Origin of the sequence: Pseudarthrobacter sp. NPDC058329 (genome assembly GCF_042879835.1) — a bacterium.
In the GTDB taxonomy this organism is placed as follows: Bacteria; Actinomycetota; Actinomycetes; order Actinomycetales; family Micrococcaceae; genus Arthrobacter.
In genome coordinates this window covers 160,284-179,566 of sequence record NZ_JBHVZR010000008.1, presented here as the reverse complement: position 1 = coordinate 179,566, position 19,283 = coordinate 160,284, and the positions used below count along the sequence as shown (strand labels likewise).

The following is a 19,283-nucleotide window of genomic DNA, read 5'->3' as shown; positions in this document are numbered from 1 at the left end:
AGAGGGTTTCGTTTGAACCGGCGTTATCTGAAAGGGCGTTCCGTTTAAAGCGACATCAGTTGAGAGAGGGTTTCTAGGGAAGCTGCAGCTGTCCGTCCACCCGGCGCGGGATCCCCAGCGGGTTGCTCTCGAGCAGCGCAGGGTGCAGGACGGACTCCGGAGCGTCCTGGTAGGCGACCGGTCGCTGGAACCGGCGGACCGCCGTCGCACCGACCGAGGTGAAGAGCGACGTGGTTGCCGGGTAGGGGCCGCCGTGCTGCTGGGCCCAGTTGACGGCCACACCGGTGGGCCAGCCGTCGAAGAGGACGCGGCCGGCGAGGCCGGACAGCTGCTCCACGAGCGCGGCAACATCCTCGCCCGGCTGCGCGTGCACCGTGGCGGTGAGGCTTCCGGGGACCTTGGCGAGCACCGCGGACAGCTCCGCCTGGTCCGCGTATTTGATCAGCATGGTGGTGGGGCCGAAGCACTCCTCCAGCAGTTCCTCGGGGTTCTCCAGGACCCTGGCGGCAGTGGTGGTGAAAACCACCGGCGCTGCCCCGTTGGCCACCGCGTCCTGGTCGACGCTGCCGCTGACCACGCCCACGCCGTCAACGGACGCAAAGCTGCGCAGTCCGTCCGGATACGCTTCGGCAATCCTGCTGGTGAGCATCCCCAGCGCCGGTTTGCCCTTGGTGGCCTCTGCAACTTTCTCGGCGAAGTCCGTGCCGGCCGGGATGAAGACCAGCCCGGGCTTGGTGCAGAACTGGCCGGCGCCAAGGGTGAAGGAACCGGCCAGGCCTTCGGCAAGCTTGGCCGAGCGTTCCGCCAGCGCTGATTCCGTGACAACCACCGGGTTCAGGCTGCCCAGTTCGCCGTAAAACGGAATTGGCTCCGGGCGGGACGTGGCAAGGTCGAAGAGGGCGCGGCCGCCGGGGATGGAGCCGGTGAAGCCTACTGCCTTGATGGCGGGATCCTGGACCAGCGCGGTTCCCACCTCGCGTCCGCTGACCAGGGCGAACAAGCCCTCGGGTGCGCCCGCGTGACGCAGCGCCTCCGCCACGATCTCCGCCGTCCGTTCCGACAGGCGGAGGTGGCCCGAGTGGGCCTTGACAATCACCGGGCAACCCACGGCCAGCGCAGAGGCGGTGTCGCCGCCGGCCACCGAGAAGGCGAACGGAAAGTTCGACGCGGAGAACACCGCCACCGGTCCGATCGGTCGGAGGATCCGGCGCAGGTCGGGCGTGGGTGGAGTGGCGACCGGGTTCGCGTGGTCAATCACCGCTTCGAGGTAGGAGCCCTCGGTAATCACACGCGCGAACAGCCGGAGTTGCCCGGTGGTCCTGGCCACTTCGCCGGTGAGGCGGGGTACACCCAGGCTCGTTTCGGAATCGGCAATCTCCACCAGTTCGGCGGCGTTGGCGTCCAAAGCGTCGGCGACGGCGTTGAGCCAGTCAGCCCGCTGGGCATCGGAGGCAACCGCCGAGATTTTGGCAGCCTCCGTGGCCGCGGCCGTCAGCTCGGACATAGAGAGGGTTGCAGTTGTCACGTCAGTTACCTGTTCTGTGGTTGTGCGTTCTTCGTTACGCCGCAACCCCGGGTCGACGGGCGACCCGGGGTTGCGGCATGGTTACTGTCCGTCCCGGAAGCGGAAGCCGAGCCCCGGCTGGTCCGTGAGGGTCACCCGGCTGTCGCTGAACCGGACCGGCGACGGGCCGGCGAGGATCCCCAATTGCTCAAAGGATGCCTCCTCCACGTCCTCCACCAGGGTGGGCTCGGCGAGCGTGAGCGCCAACTGGCCGGACAGTTCCGGCAGCAGGTGCGGCATGACCTTGATGCTGTTGGTCCGGGCCAGCTCAACAATGCGCCGGAACGGCGTAATGCCACCCACCCGGATAATGTTCGGCTGGATGATGTCCACCGCTTCCGCCTCAATGAAATCCCGGAAGCGGTAGATGGTGTGCAGGTTTTCACCGAGGGCGATCGGCACCGGCGAGTGCTTGCGGAGCCTGCGGTAGGCCCAGAGGTCGTCCGCGCGGATGGGTTCCTCGAGCCACTCCAGGCCGAACCCGGACAAGACATCGAGAGCGCGGAGCGTGGTGGGCAGGTCCCAACGCTGGTTGGCGTCGATCATCAGCTTCCGGTCCGGCCCCAGAACGGAGCGGACCGCGGCCACGCGTTCGGAATCCTCACGGATGTCCGGTTTGCCTACCTTGATTTTCACGGCCTGGTGCCCGGCGGCAACCCACCGTTCAGTCTGCGCCACCAGCTCTTCCAGGCTGTAGTGCAGGTTGACGCCGGAGCCATAGACTTCCGCTGAACCCTGGCGCTGCCCCAGGAGTCCGGTGACGGAAGTACCGGCGCGGGAGGCCTGCAGGTCCCAGAGGGCCAGGTCCACGCCCGCCATCGCAATGGTGGTCAGTCCCCCGCCGCCTGCCTCGTGCAGCCGCTTCCACACCGCATCCCAAACCACCTCGGGGTTGGCGGGCAACCCTGCGACGAACGGCGCAATGTCGTAGTCCAGCAGTGCCTTGACAGCCTGCGGGCCAATGGTGGGCGTCCAGGAAAAACCATGCCCCGCACCGCCGTCGTCCGTGTGGATCTCCGTGACGATCACGTGGTTCTCCGGCGCCTCAACACCCCAGCTGCGCCGCAGCGGAACGGTGATGAGGCGCGTGGAGAGGCCCGTGATGCGGGGTACGGTGCGGACAGCTTCGGCGGCCAGGGCGGTCATCAGCGGCCAGCCAGCTCGTAGCCCTTGGCGAGGATGGCCTTCAGCTGCACCAGCTGCTCCTCGGTGGGGTCAACCAGCGGCGGACGCACGGAACCCACGGGCAGCCCGCCGAGGCGAAGGCCTGCCTTGATGAGCGAAACGCCGAACCCGGGGGTCTGGTCGCGGAGGCGGACCAGCGGTGCGTAGAAGCCTTCGAGCAGGGCGTTGCGGCGGTCCTCATCACCGGACATGTAGGCGTCGTAGTAGGCCTTGGCGATCTCCGGGGCCATCGCGAACGCGGCGGAGGAGTAGAGCGGGATGCCGAGGCCGCGGTACGCGCCCTGGGTCAGTTCCGCGGTGAGCAGGCCATTGAAGAAAGCAAAGTCCTCACGTCCGGTGGCACGGACGGCGGACACGATTTCCTGGGCCAGGCCAACATCGCCCAGTCCGTCTTTGAAGCCGACCACCTTGGGGTTGGCGGCGAGGCGGGCCATCGAGGCGGCGGTGAACTTGGCGTTCCCGCGGTGGTACACGATGACGGGCAGGCTGCTGGCGTCGGCCACTGCCTCGATGTACGCCACGAGCCCGTCGGTGGGGCCGGTGACCAGGTACGGCGGCAGGACCAAAAGGGCATCGGCGCCGGCTTCCTCGGCGATCCGGGCACACGCAATGGCGTGGCCCAGGGGGCCCCCGGCACCGGACACCACGGGCACCTTTCCGGCCACAGCCTCGACGGCGGCCGTCACCACGGTGCGGACCTCATCGATGCTCAGCGCGTGGAACTCACCGGTGCCGCAGGCGGGAAACACGCCGCCGGGACCGAACGGTAGCCGCGAGCTGATGTGCTCCTTGAGCAGCTCCACGTCGACGGCGCCTTCGGCTGTGAACGGGGTAACGGGGAAGAACAGTACGCCGTCGAATTTCATGATGTCTCCTTGGCTCCGCTGCCGGCAGTGACCAGCGCGGAATTCTCGTCGTTGAAGGGTGAATCGGACTTAAGTTCAGTACGCCAGCTGCGCGTGGGGTGCCAGCCCAGGAGTTCCTGTGCTTTTGCGATGGAGAAGGCCGGGCTGGTGCCCGTAAGGCCTGCGCTGATGGCCTCGCTTCCCGGCAGGAATTTCGGCATCAGGTCCGCCAACGGCTCCGTTGCCAGCGCATCTGCCGCGCCGACGAAGAAGGTTTCCCCGTTGGGAATGGACGGCATCTTCTCCAGCAGCAGGTCCAGGAAGTCCGCCACGTCCCGCGCATCCACGTAGTTGAAGAGCGCGGGAGCGGACAGGGCGGGATCGGCCAGCCGTTCAGCAAGGGTGTGGCCCTGCTGGGTAGGAGCGCCGTCCCATTCCTCCGGTGAAATCACAAAGCAGGGGCGGAACGCCGCATACCGGATCTTCTCACCCTGCGCTGCAGCGAACGCCTGCACGGTCTGCTCCGCGATCAGCTTGGAGAGCGCGTACGCGTTCCACGGCTTAGGCGGAGTCCGCTCGTCCAGCGGGAACGACGGCGGCAGCCAGCCCGCGGGCGAGCCATAGCCAAGCACCGTGGGGCTGCTGGCGGTGACGATCTTCGGCACCCCGACTTCCGTCGCGGCGCTGACCACGGCGAAGGCGAGGCGCGTGTTCGTGGCGAAGATGACGTCCTCGGGCGCGCTGAACGGGACGGCTATCGCCGCAAGGTGGATGACGGCGTCGGGCGCGGTCTGCCGCAGGAGGCGCAGCGCCTCGCCAGGAGCCAGCAGGTCGGCGGTCTCCTGCACAACCCCGGCCGGCAACTGGTCGGCCGGAACGGCGTCCCGGTCCACCGAGATCACCTCGTGGCCCTTTTGGGCGAGGCCGGCCACCACGCTGCGCCCCAGGCGGCCGGAGCCCCCGGTGACAAGAATCCTGCTCATGTTAGTCCTTCGAATCCGGTGCCTCGGTCACTTGCCGCGGCGGAGGTCGGCGCCGAGGTCCAGGTCCTCGATGCGTACGGGCAGGGAGGTTTCCAGCGAGCGGTTGCCGGCGATGCCCACCGAGACGGAGCGCAGCCCGTCCAGGTAGCCGGAGGGGCGGCCCAGCGGATCCTGGCCGGGGCCGTTGAAGAGATCCGAGAGGAGGAGCTCGTCACCGCCGCCGTGGCCGCCTTCGCCGTTGATGATCGGCACCTCGAAGGCTGCTTCCCAGTGGCGCTGGACCACCAGGCGTTCACCATTGCGGCGGATGGCGTCATCCTCTTCGATGGGGGTTGCGCTCGGGTCCACCACGGTTTTTTTGTCCGTGCTGCTGGTGACGGCGGCGCGTTCCACCACCTCCAGCTCGGCGCGGCCCTCGGTTCCGTTGACCGCCACGCGGTAGCCCTCCCAGGGACTGTGGGCGTTCAGCGAGTAGCTCAGGCGCGGGCCGCCCTGGTACTCCACCACCAGCGCGAGGTTGTCCTCAATGGTGATGCCTTCGGTGAAGACGTCCTGGTCGCGGCGGTAGCCGTCGTAGTGCTCGTTGTCCAGGAACAGTGCCTTGAGGCGTTCGTCCTCGCGCAGGTCCAGGGTGAACGGATCCTTCTCCGCGGTGGCGGGTGCATCGGCGTCAGGCGTGCCTCGTTCCGGGCGGGGACCCAGGCCGCGCTCGGCGGCGTTCTTGTCGCCGTAGAACTTGAGGCCGCCGGAGGCGAAGACGCGCTCCGGGACGTCGTCGATCCACCAGTTCACCAGGTCGAAGTGGTGGGACGCCTTGTGGATCAGCAGGCCGCCGGAGTTCTTCTTCTCGCGGTGCCAGCGGCGGAAGTAGTCTGCGCCGTGCACGGTGTCCAGGACCCAGCTGAAGTCGATGGAGGTGACCTTGCCGATCACGCCGCTCTGGATGATCTCCTTGAGTGCGCTGTTGCGCGGCGAGTAGCGGTAGTTGAAGGTGACCACCACATTGCGGCCGGTCTCGCGCACGGCCTGGGTGATGCGGCGGCAGCCCTCGGCGTCAATGGTGAGGGGCTTTTCAACGACGACGTCGGCGCCCGCGCGAAGTCCCTCCACGATGTAGTCGGCGTGGGTGTAATCAGGCGTGGTGACGATGACCCGGTCGATGTTGTTGGCCTGGATGAACGCGGTGAGGTCTGCAGGATCGAAGGAGGCCACCGGTCCCGGTGCGCCCAGCTCCTGGATGAGCTTCTGGTAGAACTCCACGCGGCCCGGGTTGACGTCCGAGAACGCGATGAGTTCGGCGGTGTCTGCGTGCTTGCCGAAGATGGCCCGGGTGTACATTTCGGAGCGGCCGCCGGTGCCGATCAGGGCGATGCGCGCTTTGCCGCCCTGCCCTCCGGAAACGTCAGCGGTGGCGGTGTCCGCGCCAGCTTTTGCCGCGCCTGCAGCGGTACTTGACTCGGCTGTGTTGACCATGAGGGATCCCTTTCGAAAGCTAATTCCCGGCCGCGCCGGCGGCCTCTGATGTTCGACATTGGGTGCACTGCTGCACCCTGCCCAAGAAAGCGTTTTCTCAGGTCACTACTAGATTTGTACCAACCGGAGCAGGTATCCGTCAACCATTATCAACATTGAGAGAAAGCGTTTTCTAGTCCACCCACGGAATGACGGGCGCCACTCCAGGCCCAAAGTTGCGGGAAAACTTGGGAAAACTCTAGAAATCGGTTTCCGGGACCGGTATATGCTGTCTCTCATACCCCGTCGGGCAAAGGCGGCAAAGAACCTGCCCGCGGGCAGCACAACGGCACACGGCACCGCCCCGCCGCGCTAAAGAAGGGACCACCATGGTCAGGAGATCGGCAACCGGCAGGATCGGGATCGCGGATGTTGCGGTCAAGGCTGGGGTGTCCCATGCGACGGTGTCCCGGGTCATGAACGGCAACTTCACCGTGGACCCGGACATTGCGTCCCGCGTTCGGGCCGCTGCTGCGGAGCTGAAGTACCAGCCCAACCCGGTGGGCCGCAGCCTTGCCCTGGGCAAGACCGACACGATTGGCATCGTGGTGCCGGACCTGGCCAACCCCACCTTCCAGGCCATCCTGCGCGGCCTGAGCCGGGCCGCAGCCCAGGACGGATACCGCGTTTTGATCGCCGATTCCTTTGAGGTGTCCAGCGAGGAAACCATCCTCGCAGGCGAAGCCCGCCGGCGGTGCGACGGCCTGGTCCTGTGCGCTCCGCGCATGAGCGACTCCGAACTGGAGGAGATTGCGCCGTCGCTCCACCCACTGGTGCTGATCAACCGCACCACGGCCGCCGCGGACGTACCCAGCCTGGTGGTGGATTACGGGCAGGGCGTGCAGGATCTCGCCGAACACCTGGTGGACCTGGGACACACCCGCCTGGCATTCTTGTCCGGGCCGCCCCGAAGCGCCTCCAACGGCATGCGGCTTCAGGGCCTGGAGGCATTCAAGGCCGCCCATCCCCAGGTGGATGTCCGGATGCTTGAAGGCGGTTCAGACTTCGACACCGGCCACGAAGCCGTGGATGCCGTACTGGAAAGCGGGGCGACAGGAATCCTTGCCTTCAACGACCTGGTGGCGATGGGCCTGATGAGCGGGCTGCACGAACGCGGCCTCCATGTTCCGGGCGACATTTCGGTGACAGGGTTCGACGACATCCCCTTTGCCAGGTACACCACCCCTGCACTCACCACCGCAGCCGTCCCCATCACCGAACTGGGCGAGCAGGCCTGGCACCAGCTTCGCGCGCTGATCCGCAAGGAAGAGAACGACGCGCCCGGCAGCCGGTACCAGCCGCGCCTCCAGGTCCGAAACAGCAGCGGCCCGGCCAAGGCGCCCCGCTCAACGGTGCACGGCTAAGCTTCCGGGCCGACGCCGGCCTCCCGGTAGTAGCCCTCGATGTGGGCGGCCACCAGCGTGGCCGCCCGCTCGCCGTCGCTATTCTGCACCGCGGCAAGGATGTCATGGTGCTCGGACCGCAGCCGTTTCGCTGTGGTGTTCCAGTCCGGCAGGTTGCCGGTGAGCCGGGATGCATAGCCGGTAATTGATTCACGCAGCGACCCCATCATGGCGCTGACCACGGCGTTGCCCGCCGCGTCTGCGAGCGCAAGGTGGAAACGGACGTCCAGCGCAAGGAACTCGTCCACGGCCACCGCGTCCTCATCCATCCGGTCAAGGAGCCGGGCAGCGCCGGCCAGCTCCGGCGAATCAGGCCTCGCGTGGGACACCGCCCACGATTCCAGAAGTACACGAGTCTCCACGATGTCCGCCACTGGCAGGTGCTGGGTAGCGACATGCAGCCGCAGCGCAGAGCCCAGGGCCGCCGTCGGATCCGAAATGACCACCGTCCCCGCCTCGGGCCCGGACCCCACTCCCGCCCGGAGCACACCCATGGCCTCCAGTATGCGGATGGCCTCCCGGACGGAGGTCCGCGAGACCTGGAGCTGCTCGGCCAGTGAACGCTCGGCGGGCAGGCGGCCGCCCACAGCCAGGCGTCCTTCGGAGAGCTCGTTCTCAATCCAAGCCAGGACAAGCTGATGGGTCTTCATGTGGCAATAGTAGTTGATGTGGTTGGACCACATGGCTTACAGTGTGGTTAGACCACAGAACGGTTTGCCCGACGGCAGACCGGTCACCCGCCCAACGGAGGACGCCATGACCCACACCATCCAGCCCAACAACCCGGAGACCACGCCTGCCCCGGAGTCAACGGATGTTCCGGCAACCGTATCCTCCGTTCCTGCTGCGGCTCCCGCCGGCGCAGGTTCCGCCGTGCCGGCAGCGTTGAAGCGCCGTATCCCCAAGTACTCCGACCTGGCTCCCCTGATGCAGTTCAAGAAGCCGGAATACAGCAAGGAAGCCCGGCTCAGGCGCGCCAGCACGGTGTGGGAGCTGCGGGACATCGCCAAGCGGCGCACCCCGCAGGCGCCTTTTGACTACACGGACGGCGCCGCCGAAGAGGAAATCACCCTTCGCCGCGCCCGCCAGGCCTTCCTGGACATCGAATTCCGGCCAGGCATCCTGCGGAACGTCTCCGCCATCGACCTGAGCACCGAGATCCTGGGCAAGCCCTCACGCCTCCCGGTGGGCATCGCGCCTACCGGCTTCACCCGGATGATGCAGTCCGAAGGCGAGTACGCCGGATCCCAGGCAGCCGAGGCGGCCGGAATCCCCTACACCCTCTCCACCATGGGCACCGCCTCCATCGAGGACGTGGCTGCAGCGGCCCCCAACGGCCGGAACTGGTTCCAGCTGTACCTGTGGACGGACCGCGACCGGTCGCTGGAGCTCATCGAGCGCGCCGCCCGGGCCGGCAACGACACCCTGATGGTTACCGTGGACACCGCCGTGGCCGGCGCGCGACTCCGCGATGTCCGCAACGGCATGACTATCCCGCCGGCGCTGACCATCAAGACTGTGCTCGATGCGTCCTACCGTCCGGCCTGGTGGTTCAACTTCCTCACCCACGAGCCGCTGACGTTCGCCTCACTGTCCCGCTACACGGGCACGGTGGCTGACCTGATCAACTCCATGTTCGATCCCACCCTGACCTTCGAGGACCTGGACTGGCTGCGCGAGACCTGGAAGGGCAAGCTGGTGGTCAAGGGCATCCAGACCGTCGAGGACGCCCGCCGCGTTGTTGACCACGGCGCAGACGGTGTGATCCTCTCCAACCACGGCGGCCGGCAGCTGGACCGTGCCCCCATCCCGTTCCACCTGCTCCCCGAGGTCAAGCAGGCGTTCACCGCGGACAACACCGACGCCGCGATCATGCTGGACACCGGCATCATGAGCGGTGCGGACATCGTGGCAGCCCTGGCCCTCGGCGCAGACTTCACCCTGATCGGTCGCGCTTACCTCTACGGTCTGATGGCCGGCGGCCGCGCAGGCGTTGACCGCACCCTCCAGATCCTCGAAAAGGACATGGCCCGCACTATGGCCCTGCTCGGCGTCAGCAAGATCTCCGAGCTCACCCCGGACCACGTGCGCCTGCTGAACAAGTAGGTCCCATCCCAACTGACTCGCAGTTGACGCAGCGAAAACACGATTTGGCAGCGTTAACTGCGGGTCAGTTGGGTTATGGGCTACTTCTTGCGGCCGAACTTGGGAAGGTTGGGCAGGTTCGCCAGCAGGTCGGCCGCCTTGGTGGCCGCACGGCCCACGGTCCGGCCGATCTGCTGGGGCACGCTGTCATCGCTGAGCGGCGCGGTAGTTCCGCCGGGAATCACGACGGCGGGACTCAGGTCGGTGCCGTCTGGTGCCAGCACGCCGGCTGAGACAGCATCCGCTGCTACCGCTGTGACGCCTTCGCCCGCCGACACGGCAGAAGGCTCTTTCCGCGGGCTGTCCTGGAGGGAGGCTACAGCCACCGGCGACAGCGGAGCCGAGGCCGCCGTGCCGACGTCGAACGTCTCAAGCCAGCTGGCAATCCCCTCCAGCGGCTTGCGGTTCAGCGCGTAGTACCGCTTCTGGCCCTGCGCCCGCATGCTCACCAACTGGGCCTCACGCAGGACTTTCAGGTGCTTGGAAATGGTGGGCTGGCTCGCCGCCAGTTCCTCCACGAGCTCCCCCACTGCCTTGTCTCCGGAACGAAGGGAGGTCAGGATGTCCCGCCGGGTCGATTCCGCAATGACGGCAAATACGTCGTCTGTCACCATGCCTCCCACCCTAGCGACATATGCCCCGAAAGGCATCAACTATTTCGCCGGCCGGGGGGCATTGGGAAGGCAAGCCTGTCAGTCGAACCAGGGATCCAGTCCGTGCAGCGGAAAAACGGCCTTTCGCGTGGCCATGACGGTGCGGTCCACGGCGTCGTTGGGGTCGAACCCCACCTCCCAGGAACGCCACCAGAGCTCCACGTCGTCGCCCATCAGTCCGGGCGTCTCGGCCCCGAACTTCTCTTCGACGTACCTCCGCCAGTCCTCGGGCACGGCCGTCCGCAGCGGCACCGGCCGTCCCGCGGCAATGGCAATCAGGTGGCTCCAGGACCGGGGAACCACGTGCAGCACGTTGTACCCGCCGCCGCCGGTGGCGATCCAGCGGTTGCCGCAGTGGCGGGCGGCGAGATTCCCGACGGCGGTGGCCGCCTCCCGCTGGCCGTCGACGCTGAGGTTGAGGTGCGTGAGCGGGTCCGTCCGGTGCGAGTCGCACCCGTGCTGGCTGACGATCGCCTCGGGCTCGAACGCTGCCACCAGCTGCGGGACAACGGCGTGGAAGGCCCGCAGCCAGCCGGCGTCACCGGTTCCTGACGGCAGGGCGATGTTGACGGCGGTCCCCTCGGCCCGGGGTCCGCCGATTTCGTTGGCGAACCCGGTGCCGGGAAACAGGGTGAGCCCGCTTTCGTGCAAAGACAGGGTGAGCACCCGCGGATCGTCCCAGAAGATGCTTTCCGTTCCGTCCCCGTGGTGGGCGTCGACGTCGATGTACGCCACCTTGCGGATGCCGCCGTCGAGCAGCTTCTGCACGGCTAGCGCGGCGTCGTTGTAGATGCAGAATCCGCTGGCCTTGTCACGGGCGGCATGGTGCATGCCGCCACCGAAGTTCACCGCGTGCAGGGCCGACCCGTCCAGGATGCGGGAAGCGGCCAGCAGGGACCCGCCTGCCAGCCGTGCTGCGGCCTCGTGCATGCCGGCGAACGCGGGATCGTCCTCGGTGCCCAGGCCGCGCGATTCGTCAGTTGCGTACGGATCGTCGCTGACCCTGCGGACCGCGGCCACGAATTCGGCCGAATGCACTGACTCCAGCTCGGCGTCGGTGGCGACCCCGGGCTCTGCCACGGCAAGGTGCTCAAGGTCGAAGAGGCCCAGGCTTTGGGCAAGGCGGGCCGTGAGGTCCATCCGTTCGGGCGCCATGGGGTGGCCGGGACCGAAGTTGTAGGCAGTCATGCCAGCGCCCCATACCACCGTCGTTGGCGGCGCGGGCTTGCTGAGACCGGGCAGATATGTCATCAATCACAGGCTACCTGAGCCTGCAGCCGTTCCGGCCCGGCCATTACACGCGCATAAGTGGTTTACTACTGAGGGAAGCAAACCTACCGAGGAAAAGCCACACATGACGCAAAGCCAGTCGAGGCCCCGGACTCCGGCCAGCTGGCATCCCGCCGCACAGGAGCGGGAGGGCCTCTGGGTTCTCACGCGGCTCCGCGACTTTATCGACGACATTGCCAATACGTCGCCGGCCCGGCTTGCCCTGAGTGCGTTCGCTGCCGTGTGCCTTGTCTTCACGCTCCTGCTGTCCCTGCCCATCTCCTCCGCCGCCGGCGTAGTCACACCGCCCCACCAGGCTTTGTTCACCGCCGTCTCGGCGGTGTGCGTCACGGGCCTGACGGTGGTTTCCACGGCGGTGCACTGGTCCTTCTTTGGCCAGCTGGTAATCCTGGTGGGCATCTTCATCGGTGGCCTTGGCACCCTGACACTGGCATCACTGCTGGCGCTGATGGTCAGCAAACGCCTCGGTGTCCGCGGAAAAATCATTGCCGCGGAATCCATGAATAACGCGGGCCGCCTGGGCGAGGTGGGCACCCTGCTGCGGATCGTGATCACCACCTCCGTGGTCATCGAGGGAATCCTCGCCCTGGCCCTCATTCCGAGGTTCCTCACCCTCGGCGAGCCTTTTTGGCAATCCGTCTGGCATGGCATCTTCTACTCCATCTCCTCCTTCAACAACGCCGGCTTCACCCCGCATTCGGACGGCATCGTTCCTTATGAGACGGACCTGTGGATCCTGGTTCCGCTGATGCTGGGGGTCTTCCTGGGAAGCCTCGGATTTCCCGTGGTGATGGTCCTGCAGCAGAACGGCCTGAACTGGAAGAAATGGAATCTCCATACCAAGCTCACCATCCAGGTTTCCTTGATCCTGCTGGTGGCGGGAATGTTCCTGTGGGGGCTGATGGAGTGGGACAACGCCCGGACCATCGGCGGGATGGACCTGGGTGAGAAGATCACGCATTCGCTCTTTGCCTCCGTTATGACAAGGTCCGGCGGCTTCAACCTTGTGGACCAGAACCAGATGGAGTCCACCACCATGCTCCTGACGGACGCGCTGATGTTCGCCGGCGGCGGCTCAGCCTCGACGGCGGGCGGCATCAAAGTGACCACCATTGCCGTGATGTTCCTCGCCATCATCGCCGAAGCCCGAGGCGACGCCGATGTGAAGGTCTACGGCAGGACCATCCCGCAGGGCAGCATGCGCGTGGCCATCTCGGTGATCGTCGCCGGTGCCACCCTGGTGTCCGTATCCGCGTTCCTCCTGCTGCAGATCAGCGGCGCTTCCCTGGACCGGGTGCTGTTCGAAACCATCTCCGCGTTCGCCACGGTGGGGCTGAGCACCAACCTCAGTGCCGAGCTGCCGCCGTCGGGCGTGTATGTCCTCAGCGCCCTGATGTTCGCCGGTCGCGTGGGCACCGTGACCCTCGCCGCTGCCCTGGCCCTGCGCCAGCGCAGCCAGTTGTACCACTATCCCGAAGAGAGGCCCATCATTGGCTAGTTCCCCAGACGCCCCCAGGCGGCCCGCCCATAATGCCCCGGTGCTGGTCATCGGGCTGGGGCGCTTCGGCTCCTCCACGGCTGAGCAGCTGGTCAAGCAGGGCCGTGAAGTGCTCGCAATCGAACGCGACACAGCCCTCGTGCAGAAATGGGCGCCGCTCCTCACGCACGTGGTGGAGGCCGACGCCACCAACATCGATGCCCTCCGCCAGCTGGGCGCGCAGGAGTTCAGCTCCGCCGTCGTGGGCGTGGGCACGTCCATTGAGTCCTCGGTGCTGATCACGGTGAACCTGGTGGACCTCGGCATCGAACATCTCTGGGTGAAGGCCATCACGCCCTCGCACGGCAAAATCCTCACCCGTATCGGCGCCAACCACGTGATTTATCCGGAGGCTGACGCCGGCGTGCGGGCAGCCCACCTGGTGTCCGGACGCATGCTGGACTTCATTGAGTTCGACGACGACTTCGCCATCGTGAAGATGTACCCGCCGCGCGAGACGGTGGGGTTCACCCTCGACGAGTCCAAGGTCCGGTCCAAGTACGGTGTGACGATTGTGGGGGTCAAGTCCCCCGGCGAGGACTTTACCTACGCCCGGCCGGAAACGAAGGTGTCCTCCCGCGACATGCTGATCGTGTCCGGGCACGTGGACCTGCTGGAGCGCTTCGCCGCCCGGCCCTGACCCTCGCCTCGCAAGCTCGGCCAGGGAACCCTGCGGTCGTCGGCCCATGTCAGCCGAGCTGTTTCGTGATCTCCGCGGCCCGGTCCGCAGCCGCACGTGCGCCGGCGGCGATGATGGAGGGGATGCCCCGCTCATCAAAAGTTGCAATGGCCCGCTCCGTGGTGCCGTTGGGGCTGGTCACTGCTTTGCGCAGCGCGGAGGGATCAGCGCCCGGCTCGGCAAGCATAAACCCGGCACCCGCCACCGTTTCGCGGGCCAGGAGCAGGGACAGCTCCGCATCCAGTCCCAGCTCCTCCCCCGCGGCCGCCATGGCCTCGGCCAAATAGAACGCGTAAGCCGGGCCCGAGCCGCTGATGGCCGAAAGCGCGTCCACCTGTTCTTCCGGTACCTCAACAATGGTTCCCGCGCCCTGCAGGATGTCCTTGACCTTCTGCAGCTGTTCGGGGGTGCAGTGGGTGCCAGGCGAAACGGACACAACGCCGCGGCCCAGCTTGGCAGGAGTGTTGGGCATGGTGCGGATCACCGGCTGCCCGGCCGGCAGGGCAGCTTCAAGCTGGGCGATCGAAACGGCGGCAGCCACACTCACCACTACGGTGTCGCGGGCCAACGAGCCGCTGATCTCACGTGCCAGGTCGGTGATGCCAACCGGTTTTACACCCAGAATCACGACGGCGGATCCCTTGGTTGCGTGCTTGTTGTTGTCCGGTTCCTCCTCACCGGCGATCGCGGTGATGCCGTGGTGGCGCTCGGCCAGTTCCGCGGCACGCTCGGCGCGACGGACGGTGGCCACGATGTCGGCAGGGTCTGTCCCGGCCTCCAGCAGGCCGCCAAGGATGGCTTCGTTCATGGATCCACAGCCAAGGAATGCAATTCGGTTGCTCATGGCTCCATCATTGCAGTTCGGCCCAGCCCGCGCAGAAATCAGTTAAGCAGGAAAAATCCGGAAGTCGGGAACTGGCAGAAACAGGTTCACAGGTAGCTCACATGTTGGATGCAGGTTCCTCACAAGTGGCGTCTCTAATGTAGTTATTACCTCATTGAGGGTGCGAGTGATGCGGCAGGCATGGGGATGCTTGCCAGGGCACCGGCGTACGTCACAGGTTTTCCCCCATTTTCCTGTCGCGGCCGCCGGTGCTTCCGCTTTTAAACGGCTATGAGGCGGCGGGCTCCCGCTTCAGCCAGCCTGCGGCTGAAGCGGCCTTCGGCTGCCAAGAACGCTCTCAGACCGCCGCCTGTACTGCCGCCGGCACAACGTGCGGCGCGGGCTCCAGCGGCCCGGAGAACACGAGCTGGTCGAGGCGGCGGAGGATCAGGCCCTCACGAAGGGCCCACGGACAGATCTTGATTTTCTTGAATTTGAAAAGCTCCAGTGCCGCCTCCGCCACCAGGGCACCCGCCAGTAGCTGGTGGGCGCGGGCTTCGGACACCCCCGGCAGGTGAAGCCGGTCTTCAGCCTTCATGGCCGAGATGCGCTGGGCCCAGACCCCAAGATCCGAGGCGTGCAGCTCACGCTTGACGTAGGGGCCCGCCGCGCTGGGGGCAGCCCCGGCGACCCGGGCCAGGGACCGGAAAGTCTTGGAGGTCCCGGCCACCACATTCGCCCTCCCAAGCCCGTCGAATTCACGGACAGCGGGTTTGAGGGTGGCCTGGATGTAACGACGGAGTTCTTTGACGCTCTTGGCCGAGGGCGGGTCCTCAGCAAGCCAATCCCGCGTCAGCCGGCTCGCTCCCAGCGGCACCGAGGTGGCTACCTCCGGAAGTTCGTCCTGGCCGAAGGCCATCTCGAAGGAGCCGCCGCCGATGTCCAGGTTGAGGATGGGTCCGGCACCCCAGCCGTGCCAGCGGCGGACGGCGAAGAAGGTCATGGACGCCTCTTCGCTGCCAGTGAGTTCCTGCAGCGTGACAGTGGTTTCGTGCTTTACGCGGGCCAGGACTTCGGGGCCGTTGGTTGCCTCGCGGATGGCGGAAGTACAGAAGGCCAGAAGGTCCTCGGCCTTGTGCCGGGCCGCAAATTCCCAGGCTTCCAGCACAAATTCGGTGAGTTCGTGCTGTCCGGCGTCGCTGATGCTGCCGTCCGCCTCCAGGTACTGGACCAGGGAGAGCGGACGCTTGTGGGAGGCGAACGGCACAGGCCGCGCACCGGGGTGGGCGTCCACCAGCAGGAGGTGGACAGTGTTGGACCCGATATCAAGGACGCCTAGCCGCATGCTGCCATTATTCCCCGGCCGGGCCGTTCTGGCCCAACTGCCGCGTCATGTCAAGCCGCGCCCCGGGAGGAGTCAGTTCTCGGTCGGGCCGGCAGGGGCGCTGCCGGGAAGCTCGTCAGCGCGCTTGAAGTCGCGCTTGATGTTGGCAACGCCCTCGGGATTGATCTCAAAGCCGTAGGCTGCCCCCGGGTTGATGACCATTCCCAGCTCTTCGCCGATGTTGGCGATGATGGCAGCACCCTGGGTGCCGAGGACGTTGGGCGCTGCCTCCAGGTACTGCTGGTCCACCCGGCTGGGGTGCGAGAAAACAGCCAGGACGGGATCGCCGTCAGCATTGGCCAGAACCAGCGGTTCCACCTGGGAATCCTCGCCCTCGATCCCGTCCGAGCTGATGATGTAGACCTCACTGTTCAGGAAGGACAGGATGACGTCCACTGGACTGGCATCAGGCTGTCCGCCCTGGGCGAGTTTTTCCTCAAGGTCGTTGAGCGGGCTGGGATCAATGTGCGCAGGCTGTTCAGTCATACCTCTACCCGACCACGTTGGGCCCTGCACCGCAATCCAGCCGATGACTGCCGGCACCGAGCTACTTCTTGGCGGGAGCTTTCTTCTTGGCCGGTGCCTTGCGGGTGGCGGTGCGCTTGACCGGGCCCTTGGCGCGCTTCTCCGCGAGGAGCTCCACGGCCTGTTCGCGCGTGAGTTCCTCCAGGGAGGTGGCGCGCGGAACCGTGATGTTGGTGATGCCGTCGGTGATGTAGGGACCGAACCGGCCTTCCTTCACCACGATGTTCTTCTCCGATACCGGGTCCGGCCCGAACTCCGCCAGCGGCGGCACGGCTGCCCGCGCGCCGCGCTGCTTGGGCTGGGAGTAGATCTCCAGCGCCTGTTCCAGCGTGATGGTGAAGATTTCCTCCTCCGACCCGATGGACCGGGAGTCTGTTCCCTTCTTCAGGTAGGGACCAAACCGGCCGTTCTGCACGGTGATCAGGTTGCCTTCGGCGTCCTCCCCCAGGGCGCGCGGCAAGCTCATCAGCTGCAGCGCCTCATCGAGGGTTACGGACTCCACGGTCATGGACGCAAACAGCGAACCCGTCCGCGGCTTGGCCTTGACCGGCTTCTTGGGCGGCTTGGGCTTGCCGTTCTTGTAATACTCCACCGGCTGGTTGGCGATCTGTTCCTCGGTCATCTCGGGGATGACTTCGGTGACGTAGGCGCCGTAGCGGCCGTTCTTGGCGACGACGGTGTGCCCGGTGTGCGGATCGGCGCCGAGGACGCGTTCCTCGGGAGCGGCCGTTTCCATCAGCTCAATGGCCTTGGCTGCGGTCAGTTCGTCCGGGGCGAGGTCATCGGGTACGTTGGCGCGGGCGGACTCCACGACTTCGCCGGTCTTGGCGTCCACGGTCGGCACGGAGCTTTCCAGGTACGGGCCGAACTTGCCAACGCGCAGGGTGATGCCGTCGGCGATGGGCACGGAGTTAATTTCCCGCGCGTCGATTTCGCCGAGGTTGTTCACGATGCTCAGCAGCCCTGGATCGGCGTCTTCGCCGTAGTAGAAGTGCTTCAGCCAGGCGGCACCCACGGCCTGTCCGTTGGCGATCTTGTCCAGGTCGCCTTCCATGTCCGCGGTGAACTCGTAGTCCACGTAGTCGGAGAAGTGCTGCTCCAGCAGCCGGATGACCGAGAAGGCGATCCAGCTCGGGACCAAAGCGGAACCCTGCTTCCGGACGTAGCCGCGGTCCTGGATGGTGGAGATGGTGGACGCGTACGTGGACGGGCGTCCGATGCCCTTCTTTTCCAGCTCCGCCGTCAGGGACGCTTCGGTGTACCGCGGCGGCGGTGAGGTCTCGTGGCCCACCGCAATGATCTCGGAAGCGTTGAGCGCATCGCCCTTGGCCACGTTGGGGAGGCGGCGGGCTTCGTCGGAGTCGTCGTCGCCGCGGGTCTCGTCCTTGCCTTCCTCGTACGCCGCAAGGAAGCCGGGGAAGGTGATCACGGTGCCGGATGCGGAGAACTCGGCGTCCCGCCCGTCGGAGGCAACCGCACCGAGGCGGATGGTCGCCGTCGAACCCTTGGCGTCACCCATCTGGGAGGCGACGGTCCGCTTCCAGATCAGTTCGTACAGCCGGAATTCGTCGCCGGAGAGCTGCTTCGCCACCTGCGCCGGGGTGCGGAACGAGTCACCGGCGGGACGGATGGCCTCGTGCGCTTCCTGCGCATTCGCTGCCTTGGAGGTGTACACGCGCGGCGACTGCGGGATGTACTCGGGGCCGTAGAGCTCTGAGGCCTGGCGGCGGGCAGCGGTCACGGCTTCGTCACTCAGCGCCGAGGAGTCTGTACGCATATAGGTGATGTAGCCGTTTTCGTACAGCCGCTGGGCCACCTGCATGGTGCTCTTGGAGGAGAAGCGCAGCTTACGGCCGGCCTCCTGCTGCAGCGTTGAGGTGGTGAAGGGCGCGGCCGGACGCCGGGTGTACGGCTTGGTGTCAACGGAGCGGACGCGGAACTCGGCGTTCTGCAGCCCGGCGGCCAGGGAGGTTGCCAGTTCCTCGTTGAGGTGGGCAACGTTCTTGGAGGTGAGGACGCCGTCGTCATTGAAGTCGCGGCCGCTGGCCACCTTGGCGCCGTCAACGTTGGCGAGCTTCGCTTTGAAGGAGCCGGCGTCCGCGCCGAACTGGCCTGTCAGGTCCCAGTAGGAGGCGGCCTTGAAGGCCATCCGCTCACGTTCGCGGTCCACCACCATGCGGGTGACCACGGACTGCACACGGCCGGCGGACAGGCCGCGGGCCACCTTGCGCCACAGCACCGGGGAGATTTCGTAGCCGTACAGGCGGTCCAGGACGCGGCGGGTTTCCTGGGCGTCCACCAGCGCCGAATCAACGTCGCGCAGGTTGCCCATGGCGCGCTGGATGGCTTCCTTGGTGATTTCGCCGAACGTCATCCGGTACACCGGGACCTTGGGCTTGAGCACTTCCAGCAGGTGCCACGCGATGGCCTCGCCCTCGCGGTCCCCATCGGTTGCGAGATAAAGTTCGTCGGCGTCCTTGAGCGCAGCTTTGAGCTCGGTCACCTTTTTCTTTTTGTCGGCGGACACCACGTAGTAGGGCTTGAAGTCGTGTTCAATGTCGACGGCGAACTTGCCTACCGAGGTTTTCTTCAGTTCGGCGGGAAGTTCAGACGGCTGCGGCAGGTCGCGGATGTGACCAATGGAGGCCTCAACGATGAAGCCCTCGCCCAGGTACTTGGCGATGGTCTTGCTCTTGGCCGGAGACTCCACAATCACGAGTTTCTTGCCGGTTTTGGCCTTGCTTGGCACGGTGCT

16 protein-coding genes are annotated in these 19,283 nt (G+C 66.2%); 4 read left to right on the top strand and 12 right to left on the bottom strand.

Annotated elements, in window-relative coordinates:
* Positions 1–73: 73 nt before the first annotated feature.
* Genes ACFVYC_RS12845 through ACFVYC_RS12825 form a run of 5 tightly spaced genes read right to left on the bottom strand, consistent with a single transcriptional unit; the run spans position 74 to position 6,050 of the window.
* Positions 74–1,570, bottom strand: coding sequence for an aldehyde dehydrogenase (NADP(+)) (locus ACFVYC_RS12845; RefSeq protein WP_387550389.1), 1,497 nt, complete (start codon positions 1,568–1,570; stop codon positions 74–76).
* A gap of 36 nt (positions 1,571–1,606) precedes the next feature.
* Entirely contained in the window at positions 1,607–2,710 is a 1,104-nt protein-coding gene (locus ACFVYC_RS12840) for a mandelate racemase/muconate lactonizing enzyme family protein (RefSeq protein ID WP_387550387.1), read from the bottom strand.
* Positions 2,710–3,615, bottom strand: coding sequence for a 5-dehydro-4-deoxyglucarate dehydratase (locus ACFVYC_RS12835; protein ID WP_387550385.1), 906 nt, complete (start codon positions 3,613–3,615; stop codon positions 2,710–2,712). The genes ACFVYC_RS12840 and ACFVYC_RS12835 overlap by 1 nt, the downstream gene beginning before the upstream one ends.
* Positions 3,612–4,577, bottom strand: coding sequence for an NAD-dependent epimerase/dehydratase family protein (locus ACFVYC_RS12830; RefSeq protein WP_387550384.1), 966 nt, complete (start codon positions 4,575–4,577; stop codon positions 3,612–3,614). Before ACFVYC_RS12830 ends, ACFVYC_RS12835 begins: the two co-directional genes overlap by 4 nt.
* Positions 4,578–4,604: 27 nt before the next feature.
* Positions 4,605–6,050, bottom strand: coding sequence for a Gfo/Idh/MocA family oxidoreductase (locus ACFVYC_RS12825; protein ID WP_387550382.1), 1,446 nt, complete (start codon positions 6,048–6,050; stop codon positions 4,605–4,607).
* A 368-nt stretch (positions 6,051–6,418) separates the two neighbouring features.
* Between ACFVYC_RS12825 and ACFVYC_RS12820 the strand changes: the two genes are divergently transcribed.
* Positions 6,419–7,453 (top strand): LacI family DNA-binding transcriptional regulator, encoded by a 1,035-nt coding sequence (locus ACFVYC_RS12820; RefSeq protein WP_387550380.1) that lies wholly within the window; start codon positions 6,419–6,421, stop codon positions 7,451–7,453.
* On the opposite strand, the gene ACFVYC_RS12815 is transcribed toward ACFVYC_RS12820, so the two are convergent.
* Complete coding sequence (locus ACFVYC_RS12815; protein WP_387550378.1) at positions 7,450–8,142, bottom strand: FadR/GntR family transcriptional regulator; 693 nt, start codon at positions 8,140–8,142, stop codon at positions 7,450–7,452. The genes ACFVYC_RS12820 and ACFVYC_RS12815 overlap by 4 nt on opposite strands.
* Positions 8,143–8,248: 106 nt before the next feature.
* Here ACFVYC_RS12815 and ACFVYC_RS12810 point away from each other — a divergent pair, with 106 nt between their 5' ends.
* The gene (locus ACFVYC_RS12810; RefSeq protein WP_387550376.1) at positions 8,249–9,598 is read left to right on the top strand and encodes an alpha-hydroxy-acid oxidizing protein; all 1,350 of its coding nucleotides are present in this window, start codon (positions 8,249–8,251) and stop codon (positions 9,596–9,598) included.
* 80 nt (positions 9,599–9,678) lie between these two features.
* Here the strand turns inward: ACFVYC_RS12810 and ACFVYC_RS12805 are convergent, their stop codons facing one another.
* Positions 9,679–10,251, bottom strand: coding sequence for an ArsR/SmtB family transcription factor (locus ACFVYC_RS12805; RefSeq protein ID WP_387550374.1), 573 nt, complete (start codon positions 10,249–10,251; stop codon positions 9,679–9,681).
* Positions 10,252–10,329: 78 nt separating this feature from the next.
* Positions 10,330–11,541, bottom strand: a complete 1,212-nt coding sequence (locus tag ACFVYC_RS12800) for an acetoin utilization protein AcuC (protein ID WP_387550372.1) — start codon at positions 11,539–11,541, stop codon at positions 10,330–10,332.
* Positions 11,542–11,644: 103 nt separating this feature from the next.
* Here ACFVYC_RS12800 and ACFVYC_RS12795 point away from each other — a divergent pair, with 103 nt between their 5' ends.
* The gene (locus ACFVYC_RS12795) at positions 11,645–13,078 is read left to right on the top strand and encodes a TrkH family potassium uptake protein (protein ID WP_387550371.1); all 1,434 of its coding nucleotides are present in this window, start codon (positions 11,645–11,647) and stop codon (positions 13,076–13,078) included.
* A 40-nt stretch (positions 13,079–13,118) separates the two neighbouring features.
* Positions 13,119–13,757 (top strand): potassium channel family protein, encoded by a 639-nt coding sequence (locus ACFVYC_RS12790; RefSeq protein ID WP_387550411.1) that lies wholly within the window; start codon positions 13,119–13,121, stop codon positions 13,755–13,757.
* A 49-nt stretch (positions 13,758–13,806) separates the two neighbouring features.
* Here ACFVYC_RS12790 and proC read toward each other — a convergent pair whose 3' ends face one another.
* The 4 genes from proC to topA form a co-directional block, all read right to left on the bottom strand.
* Positions 13,807–14,640 (bottom strand): pyrroline-5-carboxylate reductase, encoded by an 834-nt coding sequence (proC, locus tag ACFVYC_RS12785; protein WP_387550370.1) that lies wholly within the window; start codon positions 14,638–14,640, stop codon positions 13,807–13,809.
* Between the two features lie 337 nt (positions 14,641–14,977).
* Positions 14,978–15,964, bottom strand: a complete 987-nt coding sequence (locus ACFVYC_RS12780; RefSeq protein ID WP_387550369.1) for a Ppx/GppA phosphatase family protein — start codon at positions 15,962–15,964, stop codon at positions 14,978–14,980.
* 72 nt (positions 15,965–16,036) lie between these two features.
* Complete coding sequence (locus ACFVYC_RS12775; RefSeq protein WP_387550367.1) at positions 16,037–16,489, bottom strand: SseB family protein; 453 nt, start codon at positions 16,487–16,489, stop codon at positions 16,037–16,039.
* A gap of 61 nt (positions 16,490–16,550) precedes the next feature.
* The gene (topA, locus tag ACFVYC_RS12770; protein ID WP_387550365.1) at positions 16,551–19,277 is read right to left on the bottom strand and encodes a type I DNA topoisomerase; all 2,727 of its coding nucleotides are present in this window, start codon (positions 19,275–19,277) and stop codon (positions 16,551–16,553) included.
* Positions 19,278–19,283 lie beyond the last annotated feature (6 nt).